The 16,284-nt window shown below is 30.2% G+C and carries 15 protein-coding genes; 7 read left to right on the top strand and 8 right to left on the bottom strand.

Annotated features, from left to right (window positions below):
* Nucleotides 1–86 precede the first annotated feature (86 nt).
* Complete coding sequence (locus BWR22_RS06160) at nucleotides 87–884, top strand: carboxypeptidase-like regulatory domain-containing protein (RefSeq protein WP_076734383.1); 798 nt, start codon at nucleotides 87–89, stop codon at nucleotides 882–884.
* Nucleotides 885–995: 111 nt separating this feature from the next.
* Here BWR22_RS06160 and BWR22_RS06155 read toward each other — a convergent pair whose 3' ends face one another.
* Together BWR22_RS06155 and BWR22_RS06150 are read right to left on the bottom strand one after the other, a co-directional pair.
* Nucleotides 996–1,652 carry a TrmH family RNA methyltransferase gene (locus BWR22_RS06155; protein ID WP_076732652.1) on the bottom strand — a complete coding sequence of 219 codons (657 nt, stop codon included), beginning with the start codon at nucleotides 1,650–1,652 and terminating at the stop codon, nucleotides 996–998.
* A gap of 64 nt (nucleotides 1,653–1,716) precedes the next feature.
* Nucleotides 1,717–2,544: a hypothetical protein gene (locus tag BWR22_RS06150; protein ID WP_076732649.1), complete on the bottom strand. Its 828-nt coding sequence runs from the start codon at nucleotides 2,542–2,544 to the stop codon at nucleotides 1,717–1,719.
* 114 nt (nucleotides 2,545–2,658) lie between these two features.
* Here BWR22_RS06150 and BWR22_RS06145 point away from each other — a divergent pair, with 114 nt between their 5' ends.
* Nucleotides 2,659–3,330, top strand: a complete 672-nt coding sequence (locus BWR22_RS06145) for an SIR2 family NAD-dependent protein deacylase (protein WP_076732647.1) — start codon at nucleotides 2,659–2,661, stop codon at nucleotides 3,328–3,330.
* A gap of 5 nt (nucleotides 3,331–3,335) precedes the next feature.
* Nucleotides 3,336–4,292, top strand: coding sequence for a DUF4421 family protein (locus BWR22_RS06140; RefSeq protein WP_076732644.1), 957 nt, complete (start codon nucleotides 3,336–3,338; stop codon nucleotides 4,290–4,292).
* Nucleotides 4,293–4,296: 4 nt separating this feature from the next.
* Here BWR22_RS06140 and BWR22_RS06135 read toward each other — a convergent pair whose 3' ends face one another.
* Nucleotides 4,297–5,928, bottom strand: coding sequence for an ABC-F family ATP-binding cassette domain-containing protein (locus BWR22_RS06135; protein WP_076732641.1), 1,632 nt, complete (start codon nucleotides 5,926–5,928; stop codon nucleotides 4,297–4,299).
* 189 nt (nucleotides 5,929–6,117) lie between these two features.
* Here BWR22_RS06135 and BWR22_RS06130 point away from each other — a divergent pair, with 189 nt between their 5' ends.
* The 3 genes from BWR22_RS06130 to BWR22_RS06120 all read left to right on the top strand — a co-directional run bounded on the left by BWR22_RS06130 (nucleotide 6,118) and on the right by BWR22_RS06120 (nucleotide 8,598).
* Complete coding sequence (locus BWR22_RS06130) at nucleotides 6,118–7,233, top strand: DUF2914 domain-containing protein (RefSeq protein ID WP_076732639.1); 1,116 nt, start codon at nucleotides 6,118–6,120, stop codon at nucleotides 7,231–7,233.
* Nucleotides 7,234–7,357: 124 nt separating this feature from the next.
* The gene (locus BWR22_RS06125) at nucleotides 7,358–7,852 is read left to right on the top strand and encodes a hypothetical protein (RefSeq protein WP_156875578.1); all 495 of its coding nucleotides are present in this window, start codon (nucleotides 7,358–7,360) and stop codon (nucleotides 7,850–7,852) included.
* Between the two features lie 257 nt (nucleotides 7,853–8,109).
* Nucleotides 8,110–8,598 carry a hypothetical protein gene (locus BWR22_RS06120; RefSeq protein WP_076732634.1) on the top strand — a complete coding sequence of 163 codons (489 nt, stop codon included), beginning with the start codon at nucleotides 8,110–8,112 and terminating at the stop codon, nucleotides 8,596–8,598.
* A 136-nt stretch (nucleotides 8,599–8,734) separates the two neighbouring features.
* Here the strand turns inward: BWR22_RS06120 and BWR22_RS06115 are convergent, their stop codons facing one another.
* The 5 genes from BWR22_RS06115 to bshC form a co-directional block, all read right to left on the bottom strand.
* Complete coding sequence (locus BWR22_RS06115) at nucleotides 8,735–8,971, bottom strand: DUF3820 family protein (RefSeq protein WP_076732631.1); 237 nt, start codon at nucleotides 8,969–8,971, stop codon at nucleotides 8,735–8,737.
* Entirely contained in the window at nucleotides 8,971–9,510 is a 540-nt protein-coding gene (locus BWR22_RS06110) for a hypothetical protein (RefSeq protein ID WP_076732628.1), read from the bottom strand. The genes BWR22_RS06115 and BWR22_RS06110 overlap by 1 nt, the downstream gene beginning before the upstream one ends.
* Before the next feature lie 46 nt (nucleotides 9,511–9,556).
* The gene (locus tag BWR22_RS06105) at nucleotides 9,557–11,521 is read right to left on the bottom strand and encodes a PBP1 and LysM peptidoglycan-binding domain-containing protein (protein ID WP_076734382.1); all 1,965 of its coding nucleotides are present in this window, start codon (nucleotides 11,519–11,521) and stop codon (nucleotides 9,557–9,559) included.
* A 187-nt stretch (nucleotides 11,522–11,708) separates the two neighbouring features.
* On the bottom strand, nucleotides 11,709–13,241 hold the full coding sequence (gene guaA / locus BWR22_RS06100; RefSeq protein WP_076732627.1) for a glutamine-hydrolyzing GMP synthase: 1,533 nt from the start codon (nucleotides 13,239–13,241) through the stop codon (nucleotides 11,709–11,711).
* 55 nt (nucleotides 13,242–13,296) lie between these two features.
* Complete coding sequence (bshC, locus tag BWR22_RS06095) at nucleotides 13,297–14,892, bottom strand: bacillithiol biosynthesis cysteine-adding enzyme BshC (protein WP_076732624.1); 1,596 nt, start codon at nucleotides 14,890–14,892, stop codon at nucleotides 13,297–13,299.
* Between the two features lie 127 nt (nucleotides 14,893–15,019).
* Here bshC and BWR22_RS06090 point away from each other — a divergent pair, with 127 nt between their 5' ends.
* Nucleotides 15,020–16,282, top strand: coding sequence for a carboxypeptidase-like regulatory domain-containing protein (locus tag BWR22_RS06090; protein ID WP_083678221.1), 1,263 nt, complete (start codon nucleotides 15,020–15,022; stop codon nucleotides 16,280–16,282).
* Nucleotides 16,283–16,284: the final 2 nt, after the last annotated feature.

Genomic DNA, 16,284 nt, shown 5'->3' with positions numbered 1-16,284 from the left:
CCTTTGTGTTAATATTTAGTCAAATAAAAAGCTGCAAGAGTACTAAATAAAATTTGTTTAGTACTTTTATAGCATATATGTTTACAATGAAGCACTTTTTAACTCTTTTTTTTATAATAATTAGTTCCTTCTATGCTTTTGCACAAGAAGAGGATAAAACAGAAACTGTAGTAGCAAAAAATACTGTTGAAGGTGTGATAATAGACTCTCAAACAAGAAATCCTATAGAGAGTGTTAATATTGTAAACCTTAATCAAGTTATTGGAACATCTACTAACAGTAAAGGAGAGTTTAAACTTAAGGCTAAAGCAAACGATACTTTACATTTAACTTATGTTGGTTACAAATCTATTAAAGTACGTGTAACTAACGATTGGCTTAAATTTGGAAGTTCGGATATTATATTAACAGAATTGGCACTTGCCTTAGAAGAAGTCGTTGTTAACGAGTTACAACTTACTGGCTATTTAGAATTAGACATTAAACAAGTACAAGTAAACACTAATTATCGTTATAGTATTTCTGGATTAAGTACAGGTTACGAAGCAGGAAATAACAAATCTCCTAGTAAAATTAGTAAAGTTTTAGGTTCTATATTTAATCCGTTAGATTTTCTTTATAATACATTTAGTAGAAAAGGTACAGAGTTAAAGAAACTTAAACAAATGAAAAAAGACGATGAAATTAGAAATCTTTTAGCGTCTAGATTCGATAGAGAAACACTTATGGTATTATTGCAACTTACAAAAGTAGATTTAGACGAAATTGTATCGCAATGCAACTACTCTAAAGATTTTATTAATAGAGCTAACGATTTACAAATGTTAGATGCTATTAGCCAATGTTACGAGGAATATAAGGTATTAAGCCGCGACAGAAAGTAAATAGTAAGATTATATAATCACAAAAAAAACAGCCTAAAAAAATATTTTTAGGCTGTTTTTTTTTATAAAGATTCACTTATATGCTTAACTAGAAAATAAAACTACAAATCGCTATTGCTCTTCATAATAGCGTTTAACAATTTCGTCATGGCTTTTAATTGTTTTTTTACACCAGTCTAATCGTTTTTCAAATTTCTCTGCTTCTGTTAATTGCCAATCTACAGTGGTTTTTTTAAGTTTTGATGTAGCATGTTGAAGTGTTATAGCTGCAGATACAGATATGTTTAAACTCTCTGTAAAACCTACCATTGGTATTTTTAAAAAAACATCTGCTTCTTTTAAAACCTCATCGCTAAGTCCTTCGGTTTCTCTTCCAAAAAAGAAACAAGATTTTTTAGTAACATCAAAATCGTACAACTCACAATCATTTGTATGCGGTGTTGTTGCTACAATTTGATATCCCTTTTCCTTTATATCTTTTATACAATCTTTTACAGAATGGTATCGATTTAAGTCTACCCATTTTTGAGCTCCCATAGCAATCTCTCTATCTATACTCTTGCTATTAGTTTCTTCAATAATATTTACTTCTTGAATTCCAAACACATCGCAACTGCGCATTACTGCACTAGTGTTATGTAATTGGTAAACATCTTCTGTAGCTACAGTAAAATGCTTTGTTCTTTCATTTAATACTTTTTGGAAACGATGTAACCTGCTTTCGGTAAGATAAGTTTCAAGGTGTTCTAGAAGTTTTATATCAATCATTTTGTAAAAATAAAAAAACCTGACGCAACAGCATCAGGTTTTAAAAAATCTATATCTTCTTTATTTAATTTGCTCCTATATTTCCTTGAGAAATTAACAATGTATTACTTGTGCTTAATTCTACATCAATATAACCATCTACAGTTAAAACATCATTATATAAAAAAGGAGTACCATCGTTTAACTCTTCTACATTTGTATCACTAGATCCTGTTGTACCATTAATTAAATTAAAAGTAAAAATATTAACTCCTGAAGCTGTTGCCATATCTCCAGAACGTATAAATGCTGGATGCTCTCCGCCTGAAGGTGTTCCTGTAAGGTTAAAAACGGCTAATGCTTCGCCATTTTTACGCTCTTTAAAAGTTATATCACCAAAACAGTCTGTTAAATCTCTTTCTTCTAAAGTGTAAGTAATTTGGTTTGCCGTTAATTCATTTTGCCCTATATCTGCATTTGCAACTGGCGTATTTAAATTTACATCGTTAGACTTTACTTCTATATGTCCATCGAAATTTAATAATGCATCATAAGAAATTGGTGTACCATCATCTAAAGCAGTAAAAACAGTAACGCTTCTTCCTGTTTCGCCTACTACTGTATCTAAAGTTAAAGCAACCTCTTCTCCATTATTAGCTACATTATCCATATATAAAAAAGCAGAATGAAAATCGTTATTACTTGTACCATTAAGGTTTAGCTCTATACTTAAAGTAAAGTTCGAGTTTCTAATAATTCTGGCTGTTCCAGAAATTCCAGAATTATCTACCATAGTAAGCACATAACTTTTAGACGCTAATTCTAAAACTTGGTCGGTTTCGGCATCGTCTGATCGGCAACTAGATATTAATACTAACGGTAATAATATTAGGAATTTAAAAAGTGTTTTCATTCTATTTGGTTTTTTATATTGAATGCATAGCGAAAACAAAATTACAGATTAATCGCAAGTCTAACAACCATAAAATAAATAATACTAACTTTATATTTTTAATTTTAATTTTAAATGAAACACATTGTCGTATTAACTGGTGCAGGAATGAGTGCCGAAAGTGGTTTAAAAACCTTTCGTGATGCTAATGGTTTATGGGAAGGCCACAATGTTATGGAGGTTGCTTCTCCAGAAGGATTTAAAAATAATCCTGAATTAGTTCTTGATTTTTATAACCAACGTAGAAAACAGCTTTTACAGGTTAAGCCTAATGCAGCTCATTTTGATTTAGCATCCTTAGAAAAGGATTATAAAGTAACTATTATAACACAAAATGTAGACGACTTACACGAGCGTGCCGGTAGCAGCAACATTATTCATTTACATGGCGAATTATTAAAAGTACGCTCTGTTGAGAATGAAACGCTTGTAAAACCATGGACTAAAGATGTATATATTGGAACTTTAGATGAAAATGGCCACCAATTAAGACCGCATATTGTCTGGTTTGGTGAAGCTGTACCAATGATTGATAAAGCCATAGAAATATGTAATACAGCAGATATTTTACTTATTATTGGCACTTCAATGCAAGTGTATCCAGCCGCTAGTTTAATGCACTACGTACCAGAAAATACACCAACATACTTTATAGACCCAAAACCTTCTATTGGTAGCAATAGCAACCTAACTGTTATAGAAAGCACAGCAACAAAAGGCGTAAAACAATTTATAAATCTGTTATAATTAAAATGAAATATATCTTTCTCTTCTTTTGTATTGGGTTAACTTTTAATGGTTTTTGCCAAGAAACAGTGGAAAAGGATTCTACATATATTACTTCATTTAAACATAAAATAATATTAAAAGCAAATATAAATACACAAACCGAATCGTATTCTATACAAAAAAACGATACGGAGAATTTTAGCTTAACCGCAAATAATAATTTTAAGTTTACACTATCTGCTAATTACGAGTTTCTTGGGCTAAGTATTGGCTTTTCTCCTAAAGCTAGAAACCTACCTTACAAGACGTCTTTTCAAGACATTAAAATGCGCTTATTTGTAAAGCAATGGATCCAGAGTTTTCAATACAGACGTGTTCGTGGTTTTTATAGAGATGGAGAAATTTTAGAAAACGTTCAAGAACAATTTCCACATTTTAAAACCATAAGTTGGAATGGTACAACATCTTATGTTTTAAATCCAAATTTCTCTTTAAAGCATGTTTTATTTAATACAGAATGGCAACGAAAAAGCGCAGGAAGTTTAATCCCAAATTTACGGTATGGCTACCAACGTATTACAGACCGTATAGATAGTTTAAAAGAAGTCCAAAATATTTATAGTATTTCTCTGGCTACAGATTATTATTACACTTGGGTTATAGAAAAAAACTGGTTTGTTACTCCTGCAATTTCTCCAGGTATAGGTTTACGTTTTACAGATTATAATTTAGATAAATTTAATGAGCAAAACACCTTATTTACCACTGCTTTAAATTTAGGGTTATACTTTGGTTATACTTCGCCAAATATGGTTATTGGAGCTAACTTTAATTTCGATTCTAAAGCATCGAATGCAAAAACTAAAACAAATATTATTAGCGATAGAAGTTATGCTAAGCTTTATTTTGGCTATAGATTTAATGCACCAGCTTCAGTAAAAAAACAAGTAGATTGGATAAAAGATAAAGTAAAAAAATAATAGCTTAAAGATTCATTTCTTTAATACTTTTAATACGGTTTCTTTCTAAAAAGGCATCGATAGTTTCAAAATGTTCTATAACACGTTGATCTTTAAATTCGAATACTTTTTGAGATAAACCTTGTAAAAAATCACGATCGTGAGATACTAAAATTAAAGTACCATCAAAACTTTGAAGCGCTTCCTTTAAAACATCTTTACTTCTTAAATCTAAATGGTTTGTTGGCTCATCCAGAATAAGCAAATTAACAGGCTCTAATAATAGTTTTACCATTGCTAGCCTTGTTTTTTCACCACCGGAAAGCACACTTACTTTTTTATCTATATCGTCTCCTTTAAACATAAAACGACCTAAGATATTTTTTATTTGAGTTCTTACATCTCCTTTTGCTACTGCATCCACAGTTTGAAAAACAGTTAAGTCTGTGTCTAATAAAGCGGCTTGATTTTGCGCAAAGTAACCTACTTGCACATTATGCCCTAAACTACACTTCCCTTCTACTTCAATTTCGCCTAAAATAGATTTAATCATTGTAGACTTTCCTTCTCCATTTCTACCAACAAAACAAACTTTTTCGCCTCTAGCTATAGAAAAACTAGCATCTTTAAAAACAGAAACATCGCCATAGCTTTTAGATAAACCTTCTACAATTACAGGATAATCTCCAGAACGTTGTGCTGGTGGAAACTTAAGTTTTAATGCAGAATTATCTACTTCATCAATTTCAATAATTTGTAATTTTTCTAGCATTCGCTCTCGAGAAGATACTTGGTTTGTTTTAGAGTAAGTTCCTTTAAAACGTTCTATAAAAGCCATATTATCTGCAATAAACTTTTGCTGTTCTTGGTAAGCTTTTATTTGGTGGCTTCTTCTATCTTCTCGTAATTGTAAATAGTGAGAATAATTTGCTTTATAATCGTAAATACGTCCCATAGTAACTTCTATAGTACGATTTGTAATATTATCTATAAACGCACGGTCGTGAGAAATAACCATAACCGCATTAGCTTTATTAACTAAAAAGTCTTCTAACCAAATTACAGATTCTATATCGATATGGTTTGTAGGCTCATCTAAAAGAATTAAATCTGGTTTTTGAAGTAGTATTTTAGCTAATTCAATACGCATACGCCAACCTCCAGAAAACTCGTTTGTTAACCTTGTAAAATCTTCTTGTTTAAAACCTAAACCTTTTAAAGCTTTTTCTACTTCGGCATCGTAATTTACATCTTCTAAAGCATAGTATTGCTCACCTAACTCACTTACCTTTTCTATAATAGACATGTACTCATCGCTCTCGTAATCTGTTCTAGTTTCAAGTGCTTTATTTAATGCGTCCATTTCGCTTTTCATTTTAAAAATGTGAGCGAATGCTTTAGATGCTTCTTCAAAAACAGTACAATTATCTTCGGTTAACAAATGCTGCGGAAGGTATGCGATTACAGTATCTTTTGGATGACTTATTTTACCTCGAGTAGCATTTTGTACTCCTGCAACAATCTTCATCATAGTAGATTTTCCGGCACCGTTTTTTCCCATAAGTGCAATTTTATCGTTAGGGTTTATAACAAAATTAACATCGCTAAATAAAGTTGTACCACTAAATTCTACTGCTAAATTATCTACTGTAATCATGTGTAATATTTTGTAAAATTTTAAGCTGCAAAACTAAGAAAAAGCTAAAGATTACTTTTATATATTTTATTAAATTAAGCATTACAAGTTTCTTTTAACATTATTAAAACCTTAATAATTTTAATACAGCAAAAAACTGCCCTTTACATTTTGTTTATTAGTTTATATTTACACTTCGCTTAACTTTTTATGAAGAAAATAATTGCCAAATACAAAGACAGTAAATTTAGAATGTTTATAATGGAGCATAAAAAATATGCACCAATATTTTTTTTTATAGCTGGTTTTATTTTCGATACTTTAACACTTGGGCGTGTAGATAGGCTTTACGATACCGTAGTATTGTGCCTACACATGACCTTGCTTACTGTTACAATTTACTTGTATAATTTAGCAGATGACGGTAAGTGGCAAAACACATTGTTAGGACGCTACGAACTCTATTTACCACTAGCTATACAGTTTTTTTTTGGTGGCCTTTCTAGCGCATATGTTATTTATTTTTTTAGAAGTGTTTCGGTTTCTAAAACAGTTTCGTTTTTTATTTTATTGCTTTTATTGCTGTTTGCTAATGAGTTTTTAAAAAAACGAATTGCAAATAAGTATCTACAATTTAGTGTGTATTTTTTTATAAGTTTTACATTCTTTTCTTTTATAATTCCAGTGTTTATAAAAGAAATGAATACTTCTATTTTTCTTCTCTCTGGCTTTGTTAGTTTAGGTATTACTTTAGCATTTATAACATTTATTTATGGCTCAAGCCCAAGTACTAGATTAGAAATACACTATGCAAAACTTGTTGGCATTATTATATCTATTTACATATTTATAAATTCATTTTACTTTTTAAACCTTATTCCTCCAGTACCTTTAGCATTATCTAATGGTGTTGTAGCACACAGCGTTATTAAAAGAAATAATAAATATATTGTTACATACGAGGCAGAAGAATGGTATATTTTCTGGCGAAAACACAGAGAAAAGTTTATACACAAACCAAACGATAAAGTTTATATTTTTGCTTCTATTTTTGCTCCAACCGATTTAAAAAAGCAAGTACTACACAGGTGGAAATGGTATAACAAAAACACTAATACTTGGGAAACTATTGAAGATATTGGCTACAATATTACAGGAGGAAGAGATCATGGTTTTCGTGGTTATACTTACAAAAGCAATGTAAAAGAAGGCCTTTGGAAAGTAGAAGTTATTACCGAAGAAGAATTAGTTTTAGGTGTTATAGATTTTGAAATTATTACCGATAGATCGTTACAACCAAAACGCTTGGTTGAAAAGCGGTTTTAAATTGCAGTGACATGATTTCATTAAAAAAATACACTAAATTCGTCTATCGTCTGATATAAAACATTAAAACGATTTCATATCTGGCAGAACATTGGCAACAAGCTGAAACAATTGAAAGAACCTTATGAAAAATTTAATCATTCTACTTTTTCTTATGCCAGTTGTATTAATGGCACAAGATAATTCTTTGACAATATTTAAATCATTGGAAAATTATACTTGGAAAGCAGAAGGAACTTGGGGAGATGGAAGCAAATTCAAACAAGAGATAAGTTTGAAATTTTCATTAGACAACAAAATAGTTATAGTTGAATCCTTGGGATTCACGAATAAAGAACAAACTGAATTCGGTTTAAGAAATCACGGAATCAGACAATATGACGAAAAATTAAAAAAAATAAGGTTTTGGGAGTTCGATATTTTTGGCAATCTAACAGAAGGAACTGTGGAAAGCGAAGAAAAAAACTTGAAATACATGTATGATTACGGAGGAACATTTGTTACGGAAATGTGGATTTATAAAGATGAAAAAACATACGACTTCATTGTAGGAGTTTATGAAAATGGAGAATGGAAACAAAAATTTCTTGAAACTGAATTTAAAGGTAAAAGTAAATAAAGCCTGACAGCCAACAAAGACTATAATTAGTTACTTGTTCTCACCTACTTCTGAAAATCCTTGCGGACTTTCTATTCGGTTTTTTATTTGCTAATTTAGGTACTTAAACACGTAACCTCCCATACACAAAAATTAAATTTTATAAAGTTGACTTGGTTAAAAAAATACAATAACTTCGTCTATCGTCTGATATAAAACATTAAAACGATTTCATATCAGGCGGAACATTGTAATGCATTAGACGAAACCAAAACTGCATGAATTTATTTAAACATTTAAAACCTAAAAACGAAAAAATTCAAGTTAACCTCGGAATTAAGGAATTAAAAAAAACACTTGATTCAAAAGGAAAGAATTTTCATTTTAAATGGCTATCTGAAAATAGTTTTATAATCAGTTTGAATTTTTCTTTTGGTTCAAACCTTCTGTTTGACGTTAATTATGCAAATACAAAAAGTGACATAATTGCTGAGGGAAAAATAGCTGAAATAAATGATTCTGAATCGACAATAATTTTAAAAACGAAAAGCAAATATTGGCTGACTTTTATTCTTTTTCTGCCAGTTTTAGTACTGTTTTTTGAATTGACTTTTGATTTAGGTATTCCTCTTCCATTTTTCTTTGTTTTCCCGATTGGTTATGTCATCCTAATAAACTTCATAAAAACTGAGGACGAAAAGCTGATTAATAAATTTAAAGAACACTTAAACGAGGAAATAAATAACGCATTACAACAAAGTATATAAAAAATTGCTATTTTGTGCTTAACCAATGTTAGTTGCTTTGTTTGCTAGCTTCTGATTTTCCTTCGGAAAATCCTCGCACACAAACACGCAACTTTCCATATACGTAACCGATAGACGAAATTCCTAAAACAGACTTTTAAAGTTTATCAAAATTACGCTGTATGTTTCTAACCAATTCTTCTAAACCATTTAATTTAAGCATATAAACGGTTTCAAGCATTTCGCCTAATTTTCCTTTTGGGAAACCTTTGTTATGGTACCAAACCACGTAATATTCTGGCAAATCTATTAAATATCGACCTTCGTATTTACCAAAAGGCATTTTTGTATGAGCTAATTTAATAAGGAAGGTTTTATCTGGCTGAAGTTGCATTATCTGGATTTAAACTTTTCTAAGCGTTTTAATTCTGTATTTACAAAAGTCACCCACTTTGCTTGTTCCTCTTTGTTAATAGAGTAATTGGTTTCTGTATCGTACAAATTTTGCATTTTAGACAAATTTATATTGGCTTCTTTATGTAATTTATCTAAATCTTTAGCTACAGTAGCAGATGTTTTTAATTTAGAAATATCTTCGCGTAAATATCTTACGTTTAATTCGGTTATATTAAAATGAAATTGCTCATGATTTAATATATGGTTATTTACAACCTCTTTTTTACACCATGAATGTTCTGGATAGAAATGAGCAAAAACCTTTGTTTTAAAACCTGTAACACCACGAATACTGCTTTTTTCTATAGAGTAACTAAACGTTATGCCAGATGCTGTTACAGCTGCTGCATGAGAATTTATATCTGGCTCACCTTTAAAATCGGACCATTTTAATTTATGGCTTTCTTGCCATGAAAATTCTGAACGGTCGCTTTGAAAACATAATAAAAAACCAATAATAAAAAGAAATTTACCCATAAACTTAGTTATATATAACCAATTGAAAACGAATAAATTCTGCTATTTATTGCTTAACTTCTTCAATTACTAAGTCTTTGTATTGTACTAAATACACGCTCTCATTGTAATAGCCACCAAACAATTTCTTTTTGTAAGCAAATTTATTCTCTATATAAGAGGTCATTGGAGCGTCTTCTACAGATTGGTATAAATCCTGAGAGGTTGCCAAACGTAATACCACATCCATTGTTAAATCGAAACCACGAATGGCATAAGCATTTGGAGAAATATTATATTTTTCTTTATACTCTTTTACAAATGAATTATTAGTTTCTGAGTTTAACATTTTTGAAATTGAAGGATAAGTAAAATTTAAATTAGATAAATGATAGTTATCTACCTCATCATGCTCAAAAGCTTTATTTTCGTTGGTAGTTGCTAAAGTAATTTTTGTGCCTTCTACTTGTAATCCATTAAGTAAGCTTGATACATTAGACACAAAACCAGCATTATCGGTTTCTAAAAACACAACGTTATTACCAGGCTTTATTACGCTTACTAAATCTTGCTCTACTACAAAATATTCATCCTTTTGTGTTTTCTTGTCTAAACGAGAATTTACTAGTTTTGCATTAGCAAATTTATTTTTAAGGTTTGTACTTGAGGCTTTTCTTTTTAAATCTGAAACTATTATAATTTGAGCAGTAGAATCTGCTTTAAAATAATCTATAATTTTAGATTTTAAATCGGCATCATTTGGTCTAGACTGAAAAACATTACGACCAATATTTACAGTTTTAACAACTGGCGAAATTATTGGAATATTATCTTGTTCTAAAGCACTTGCAGCTGTATTAAAATTATTTGGTAATAAGGGTCCTATAACTGCATGCGTGTTAGAGAAATCGTTATTTCTTATAATAGAACTTACTTCGCTTAATCTATTTTGCGTATCGTAAACATCTACTTTTAAATTTACACCTAATCTTTTAACAGAGTCTAAAGCTATTAATACACCAGAGTAAAAATCTAAAGTAACACCTAATGTTCTATCATTTTTAATTTTTGATTTTGAATCGAAAACAGAATCTGTATTAATTTTATTTAGCGTAAAAGGTAACATTACAGCTATATTTTTAGTACTACTGTCTGTTACATTATTAGATAATTGTACAATTTCTGAAACATTATCAATGCCATTAGATTGTGAGTTATCTATAGTTGTATTATTTGCAATAGTATCTAAAGGTACTTTTAAAATCATACCTTCTTTTAATCCTGTTGTGGTAAGTTCAGGATTTAAACGTTCTAAATCGGCTTGTTCTAAACCTAATTTTACTTTTAATCTATAAAAGCCTTCTTTTGGTAATACTTTGTAATAACTGTATTGCTCATCGAAAGTTTTTACTTTATTGCTCTCTAAATTTGGAACATTTATTGTTTGACCAGGCTTTAACATGCTAGGCATGTTTGGATTTAATGCTTCTAGTTCTTGTACTGTTATACCATATTTATATGCTATTCTCCATTTTCCTTCCTTAGGTTGTACAACATATGTAGCATTTTTTGATTTTATATATTTAGTTACCGTTTTAAAAACAGGAATTTGAAGTTTGTCTCCTTTTCTAAGATTATTGGCATATAAAAATGTATTATGCTTTTTAATATCTTCAATCTCTACATTGTACTCTTTTGAGATGCTAAACAAGGTTTCTTTTCGTTTTGTTTTATGCTTAATGTAATGGTCGAAAGTTTTTTCTACAATGGTATCTTGGGCTGTTTGTACTGGTGCTACAGAGGTAACTGCTTCACTACTTTCGTTTGGGATAATTAAAATAGCATTAGGCCTCAATTTTTCTTTAGCATCTGGATTTAGTTTTAAAATGTCTGTAGTAGATACTTTATAATCTTTAGCTATTGTCTCTAATGTTTCTCCAGATTTAACTCTATGTGTATTATACTTTTGTGCATTTACAGAGGCACAAGTAAAGAATAATAATAGGCTAAGTATATATATTATTTTTTTCATATGTTTATTATACGTTAAAAGTTGCGTTAGCGGTTGCAGTGGCATCCTTTTTTGCAAAGTAATCCCAAAACTAGTTTGGGATTACTTTGTAAAAAAGATATAACGGAAAACGTGACCCTTGTGGTAACGCCCAAAAATTATTACTAATTTATATATATTATAATGTTATTAATAATAAAAGAGTGTGTTACTCCCACTCTATTGTTGCTGGTGGTTTACTACTAATATCGTAAACTACTCTATTAACACCTTTTACTTTATTTATTATATCGTTACTGGTTTTTTGCAGAAACTCGTATGGTAAATTTACCCAATCTGCAGTCATTCCATCTGTGCTTTCTACTGCTCTAAGTGCTACACATTTTTCGTATGTACGCTCATCTCCCATAACACCAACACTATTAACTGGCAATAAAATTGCTCCTGCTTGCCAAACTTTATCGTATAAGCCAGCATCTTTTAATCCGTTTATAAAAACGGCATCTACTTCTTGTAAAATACGCACTTTTTCTGGAGTAATATCTCCCAAGATTCTTATGGCTAAACCTGGTCCTGGAAAAGGATGACGCCCTAACAGTTGTTTGTCCATTCCCATTGATGCTCCTACTCTACGTACTTCGTCTTTAAACAAGAGTTTAAGTGGTTCTACAATTTTAAGTTTCATAAAGTCTGGCAATCCACCAACGTTATGATGACTTTTAATTGTTGCACTTGGTCCTCCTGTTGCACTTACACTTTCTATTACGTCTGGATAAATTGTGCCTTGTGCTAAGTAAGTAACGTTTTCTATTTCGTGTGCTTCATCATCAAATACTTCTATAAATACACGACCTATTGCTTTACGTTTTTCTTCTGGATCACTCTTTCCTGCAAGTGCATCCAAAAAGCGTGCCGAAGCATCTACACCTTTTACATTTAAGCCCATACCTTTGTACTGCTCTAAGACATCGGTAAATTCGTTTTTACGTAATAAGCCGTTATTTACAAATATACAGTACAGGTTTTCACCAATAGCTTTATGCAATAACATTGCAGCTACAGAAGAATCTACACCTCCAGATAAACCAAGAACTACTTTATCGTTTCCTATTTTATTTTTAAGTGCTTCTACTGTTTCTCCCACAAATGCATTTGGTGTCCAATCTGGATTAACATTAGAAATATCTATAAGAAAATTTGATAGTAATTGTTTTCCATCTGTTGAGTGGTATACTTCTGGATGAAATTGTATTGCGTATGTGGTTTCACCTTCTATTTTATATGCTGCATTTTTAACATCGTGTGTACTTGCTAAAAGCTTTCCGTTTTCTGGTAAACTTTTTATAGTATCACTATGGCTCATCCAAACTTGGCTTCCTGATGAAATGCCTTTTAAAAATGCATCATCTTCCACAAAACTTAAATTTGCTCGACCATATTCTCTAGTATTAGATTCTGCCACTTCACCTCCTGAAAAATGAGCCAAATATTGCGCTCCGTAACAAACAGCGAGCATTGGTTTTTTTCCACGGATACTTTTTAAATCTGGATGAAAAGCATCTTTTGATCTTACAGACATTGGACTTCCTGAAAGGATAACCGCCTTGTAATCATCAATATTTTCTGGAATTTTATTGAAAGGGACTATTTCGGAATAGATGTTAAGCTCTCTAACTCTGCGCGCAATAAGTTGTGTGTATTGCGATCCGAAATCTAAAATAAGTACTTTATCGTGTTGCATGCGCAAAAATAGTAATAGATTTTTAATTTACGAATGTAGACTTGTGAATTTTAAATTAAATTGTTAACACAGTAAACTCGCCGTCTAAAGGTTTTAAATTTTTTATTAATTCTGGTATTAAATCTTCTCCAAACTCTAAATACAATTCGCTAAAATTAGTATTACGCTCTTGTAAACTTTTATTTGGAAACAGCTCATTTTGCAAATCTGTTATTCGCATAACATGATCTTTTAGTTTTCTCTTTTGTGCTGTTAATAAACGTTTTTCTAAATTCTGCAAACCATTTATTTGCTTTTTTTCTTGTGAAGATACTGCTCCAACAAAAGACTCATCGGTTTGTTTAGCTAAATTATATAAATCTTTAAATTGATTTTTAAGATGATTTATTTGTGGCGAAAAATCGATATCTATATTAGAAATTTCTCTTACCTTTTTGTTTATAAAAGATTCTCGTTTTAAGAAAATATCTTTGTTTGATATATTTAATTTTTCGAGCTTTTGAGCTTGTTGTTTTGTTTTTATTAAAACAGAATTACGTAGCAACAACATAGGAAAAACTACATGATGTGCTTTAAAATTAGATTTTAATTGAAACCAATACGCTAGTTCTCCTCCTCCACCAATATAGCATAGATTTGGTAAAATAACTTCTTGATATAATGGTCTTAATATTACATTAGGACTAAAACGCTCTGGTACCTCATCGAGATGTTTTAACAACTCACTCTTACTCCAGCTTATGTTTGTATTTAATACTTTATAAACATTGTTTTCTAAAACAATACGCTCCCTAATACCTTCTCCAATATAAAATAAATTTATTGCTCTTGGGTTTACTTGTATTCCAAAATCTAATGCTTCAATTTTAGCATTAGTTTCTAATACATTTTGTTCTGAAATTTGCTCCAACAATTCTTTTTGCATATGCGGAACAAATAATCGTTTTAGCGCTGTATTATTAGCTTCTACAATTACTAATCCATAGTCTTTAAATAACTCGTTTGCTATGTAAAATGTAGCTTTTGCTAACGTATTATGCTCTAAATAACCTTTTTTAAATAGAGCCCTTAGAGTTTCGGCATTTTTACCAATACCTAATTCTTTAGAAAAAATATTAAACACATCTTCTAAGCCTTCGGTTTTTAATTCTCCAACTGCGCCTGAAGCTTCAAGGTTCCATTGTATTTTTTTCCCTTTGAAATTGAAATAATTTATTTCATCAAAATCATGATCCTCGGATGCCATCCAATATATTGGTACAAAATTATGGTCTGGAAATTCTGTTTTTAATTGTTTAGCTAAATTTATTGTAGATACAATTTTATGTAAAAAATATAACGGTCCTGTAAATAAATTTAATTGATGTCCTGTTGTTACAGTAAACGTATTACTACTTTGCAGATTATTAATATTACTAAAAGTAGTTTTAGATGTTTCAACACTTTTATATTGTTCTTTTAAAACATTTACTAAAACGTCTCTAGTTTCTTGCTTAAAAGCAGTGCTTTTTTCTTTAATTTGAGCCTGAAAATTTTCAAGTTTTGGAAAACGATTATAAAAAGGCTTTAGCGTTTCAGCTTCAGCTAAATAATCACAAATAAGTTTAGAAAAATATCCTGTGTCTTTAAACGAAATATTTTGTACTGGCATAAAAAAAGGTAATTCGGTGTAAATATAAGACTCTTTAGACGAAGTATAGTCTTAAAATTAACATAAAAAATGAAGATAATCTCCTTTGGTTTCCTTAACTTTAAATGGTATATAATTACGCTACAGCATGATGAATAACAAATATTTTACAGCAAATAAACTTTATATTTTAATTTCTTTTTTTTTATTAATCTTTTCTTTTGGTTTTGCACAAAACATAGTTGAGTTTAAAGGAAAAGTGGTTGATACAGATACTAATAATGCTTTAGCTCTAGCCGATTTAATTGTTATTGGCACAAACATTAGTACGATTACAAATAGTGAGGGAGAGTTTTTACTAAAAGTACCTACAGAATATATGGACAAATCTGTTTTGGTATCTTATTTAGGTTATAAAAAACTACAAATACCGCTTTCTAAATTTAAAGAATATAATACTAAAATTGAACTAGTTATTGCTGCTACAGTGCTTGCTCAAGTAGATGTTAACGCACCAAAAGACGCCTTAAGTTTGGTAAAAAAAACATTAAGTCTTAAAGCAGAAAATTACTTAAATAATGAAACTGTAATGACTAGCTTTTATAGAGAAACTATAAAAAAAGGAAATAGAAATGCTTCGCTTTCTGAAGCTGTTTTAAAAATTTACAAACAACCTTACACATCTGGTAGAAAAGACGTTATTGAACTTGTAAAAGCCAGAAAAAACACAGATTACTCCAGATTAGATACTCTAGCGCTTAAACTACAAGGTGGTCCTTATAGTGCATTAAGCACAGATTTAATAAAGTATCCAGAGTTTGTTTTTAACGATACAGATATTAATGATTATAACTTTAGTTTTAATAAATCTACACAAATAAATAATAAACTGGTTTTTGTGGTTAATTTTAAACAAAAAGAAAATATATACAGACCAATGTATTATGGTAAATTATATATAGATGCAGAAAATTATGCACTAACAAGTGCTATATATAATTTAAACGTAAGCAACAGAGAACTATCAAGCCAACTTTTTGTTAGAAAAAAACCTAATAAAGCAACTGTATATCCTACAAATGCATCGTTTCGTGTAAATTATAGAGTAAAAGATGGAAAATGGTATTATGGTTATAGTAATATAGAACTTTCATTTAAAGTGAAGTGGGAAAACAAATGGTTTAATAGTCGTTATACTTTACAAAGTGAAATGGCTATTACAGATTGGAATAGAAATATTACAGAAGATGTAGGCAAACCAAAAAATAGGTTAAAAAGATACAGCATTTTAGCAGATGAGGCTTCTGGTTTTGCTGATTCTGAGTTTTGGGGAGAATACAATATTATAGAACCCGAAAAATCTATAGAATCTGCTATTAAGAAAATAAGCAGGCAGTTAGAAAAATCTTAAAT

Origin of the sequence: Lacinutrix venerupis (assembly GCF_001971745.1) — a bacterium.
Classification (GTDB): Bacteria; Bacteroidota; Bacteroidia; order Flavobacteriales; family Flavobacteriaceae; genus Lacinutrix; species Lacinutrix venerupis.
The sequence above is the reverse complement of the archived record's forward strand: the minus strand, read 5'-3'. Positions and strand labels throughout refer to the sequence as shown.

Bases quoted from the DNA above. Each gene is read 5' to 3' on its own strand.
- BWR22_RS06130 (WP_076732639.1), top strand. From the start codon at position 6,118: ATGAAGAAAATAATTGCCAAATACAAAGACAGTAAATTTAGAATGTTT.
- BWR22_RS06115 (WP_076732631.1), bottom strand. From the start codon at position 8,971: ATGCAACTTCAGCCAGATAAAACCTTCCTTATTAAATTAGCTCATACA.
- BWR22_RS06160 (WP_076734383.1), top strand. From the start codon at position 87: ATGAAGCACTTTTTAACTCTTTTTTTTATAATAATTAGTTCCTTCTAT.
- guaA (WP_076732627.1), bottom strand. From the start codon at position 13,241: ATGCAACACGATAAAGTACTTATTTTAGATTTCGGATCGCAATACACA.
- bshC (WP_076732624.1), bottom strand. From the start codon at position 14,892: ATGCCAGTACAAAATATTTCGTTTAAAGACACAGGATATTTTTCTAAA.
- BWR22_RS06155 (WP_076732652.1), bottom strand. From the start codon at position 1,652: ATGATTGATATAAAACTTCTAGAACACCTTGAAACTTATCTTACCGAA.
- BWR22_RS06120 (WP_076732634.1), top strand. From the start codon at position 8,110: ATGAATTTATTTAAACATTTAAAACCTAAAAACGAAAAAATTCAAGTT.
- BWR22_RS06105 (WP_076734382.1), bottom strand. From the start codon at position 11,521: ATGAAAAAAATAATATATATACTTAGCCTATTATTATTCTTTACTTGT.
- BWR22_RS06145 (WP_076732647.1), top strand. From the start codon at position 2,659: ATGAAACACATTGTCGTATTAACTGGTGCAGGAATGAGTGCCGAAAGT.
- BWR22_RS06090 (WP_083678221.1), top strand. From the start codon at position 15,020: ATGATGAATAACAAATATTTTACAGCAAATAAACTTTATATTTTAATT.
- BWR22_RS06110 (WP_076732628.1), bottom strand. From the start codon at position 9,510: ATGGGTAAATTTCTTTTTATTATTGGTTTTTTATTATGTTTTCAAAGC.
- BWR22_RS06150 (WP_076732649.1), bottom strand. From the start codon at position 2,544: ATGAAAACACTTTTTAAATTCCTAATATTATTACCGTTAGTATTAATA.
- BWR22_RS06125 (WP_156875578.1), top strand. From the start codon at position 7,358: ATGAAAAATTTAATCATTCTACTTTTTCTTATGCCAGTTGTATTAATG.
- BWR22_RS06135 (WP_076732641.1), bottom strand. From the start codon at position 5,928: ATGATTACAGTAGATAATTTAGCAGTAGAATTTAGTGGTACAACTTTA.
- BWR22_RS06140 (WP_076732644.1), top strand. From the start codon at position 3,336: ATGAAATATATCTTTCTCTTCTTTTGTATTGGGTTAACTTTTAATGGT.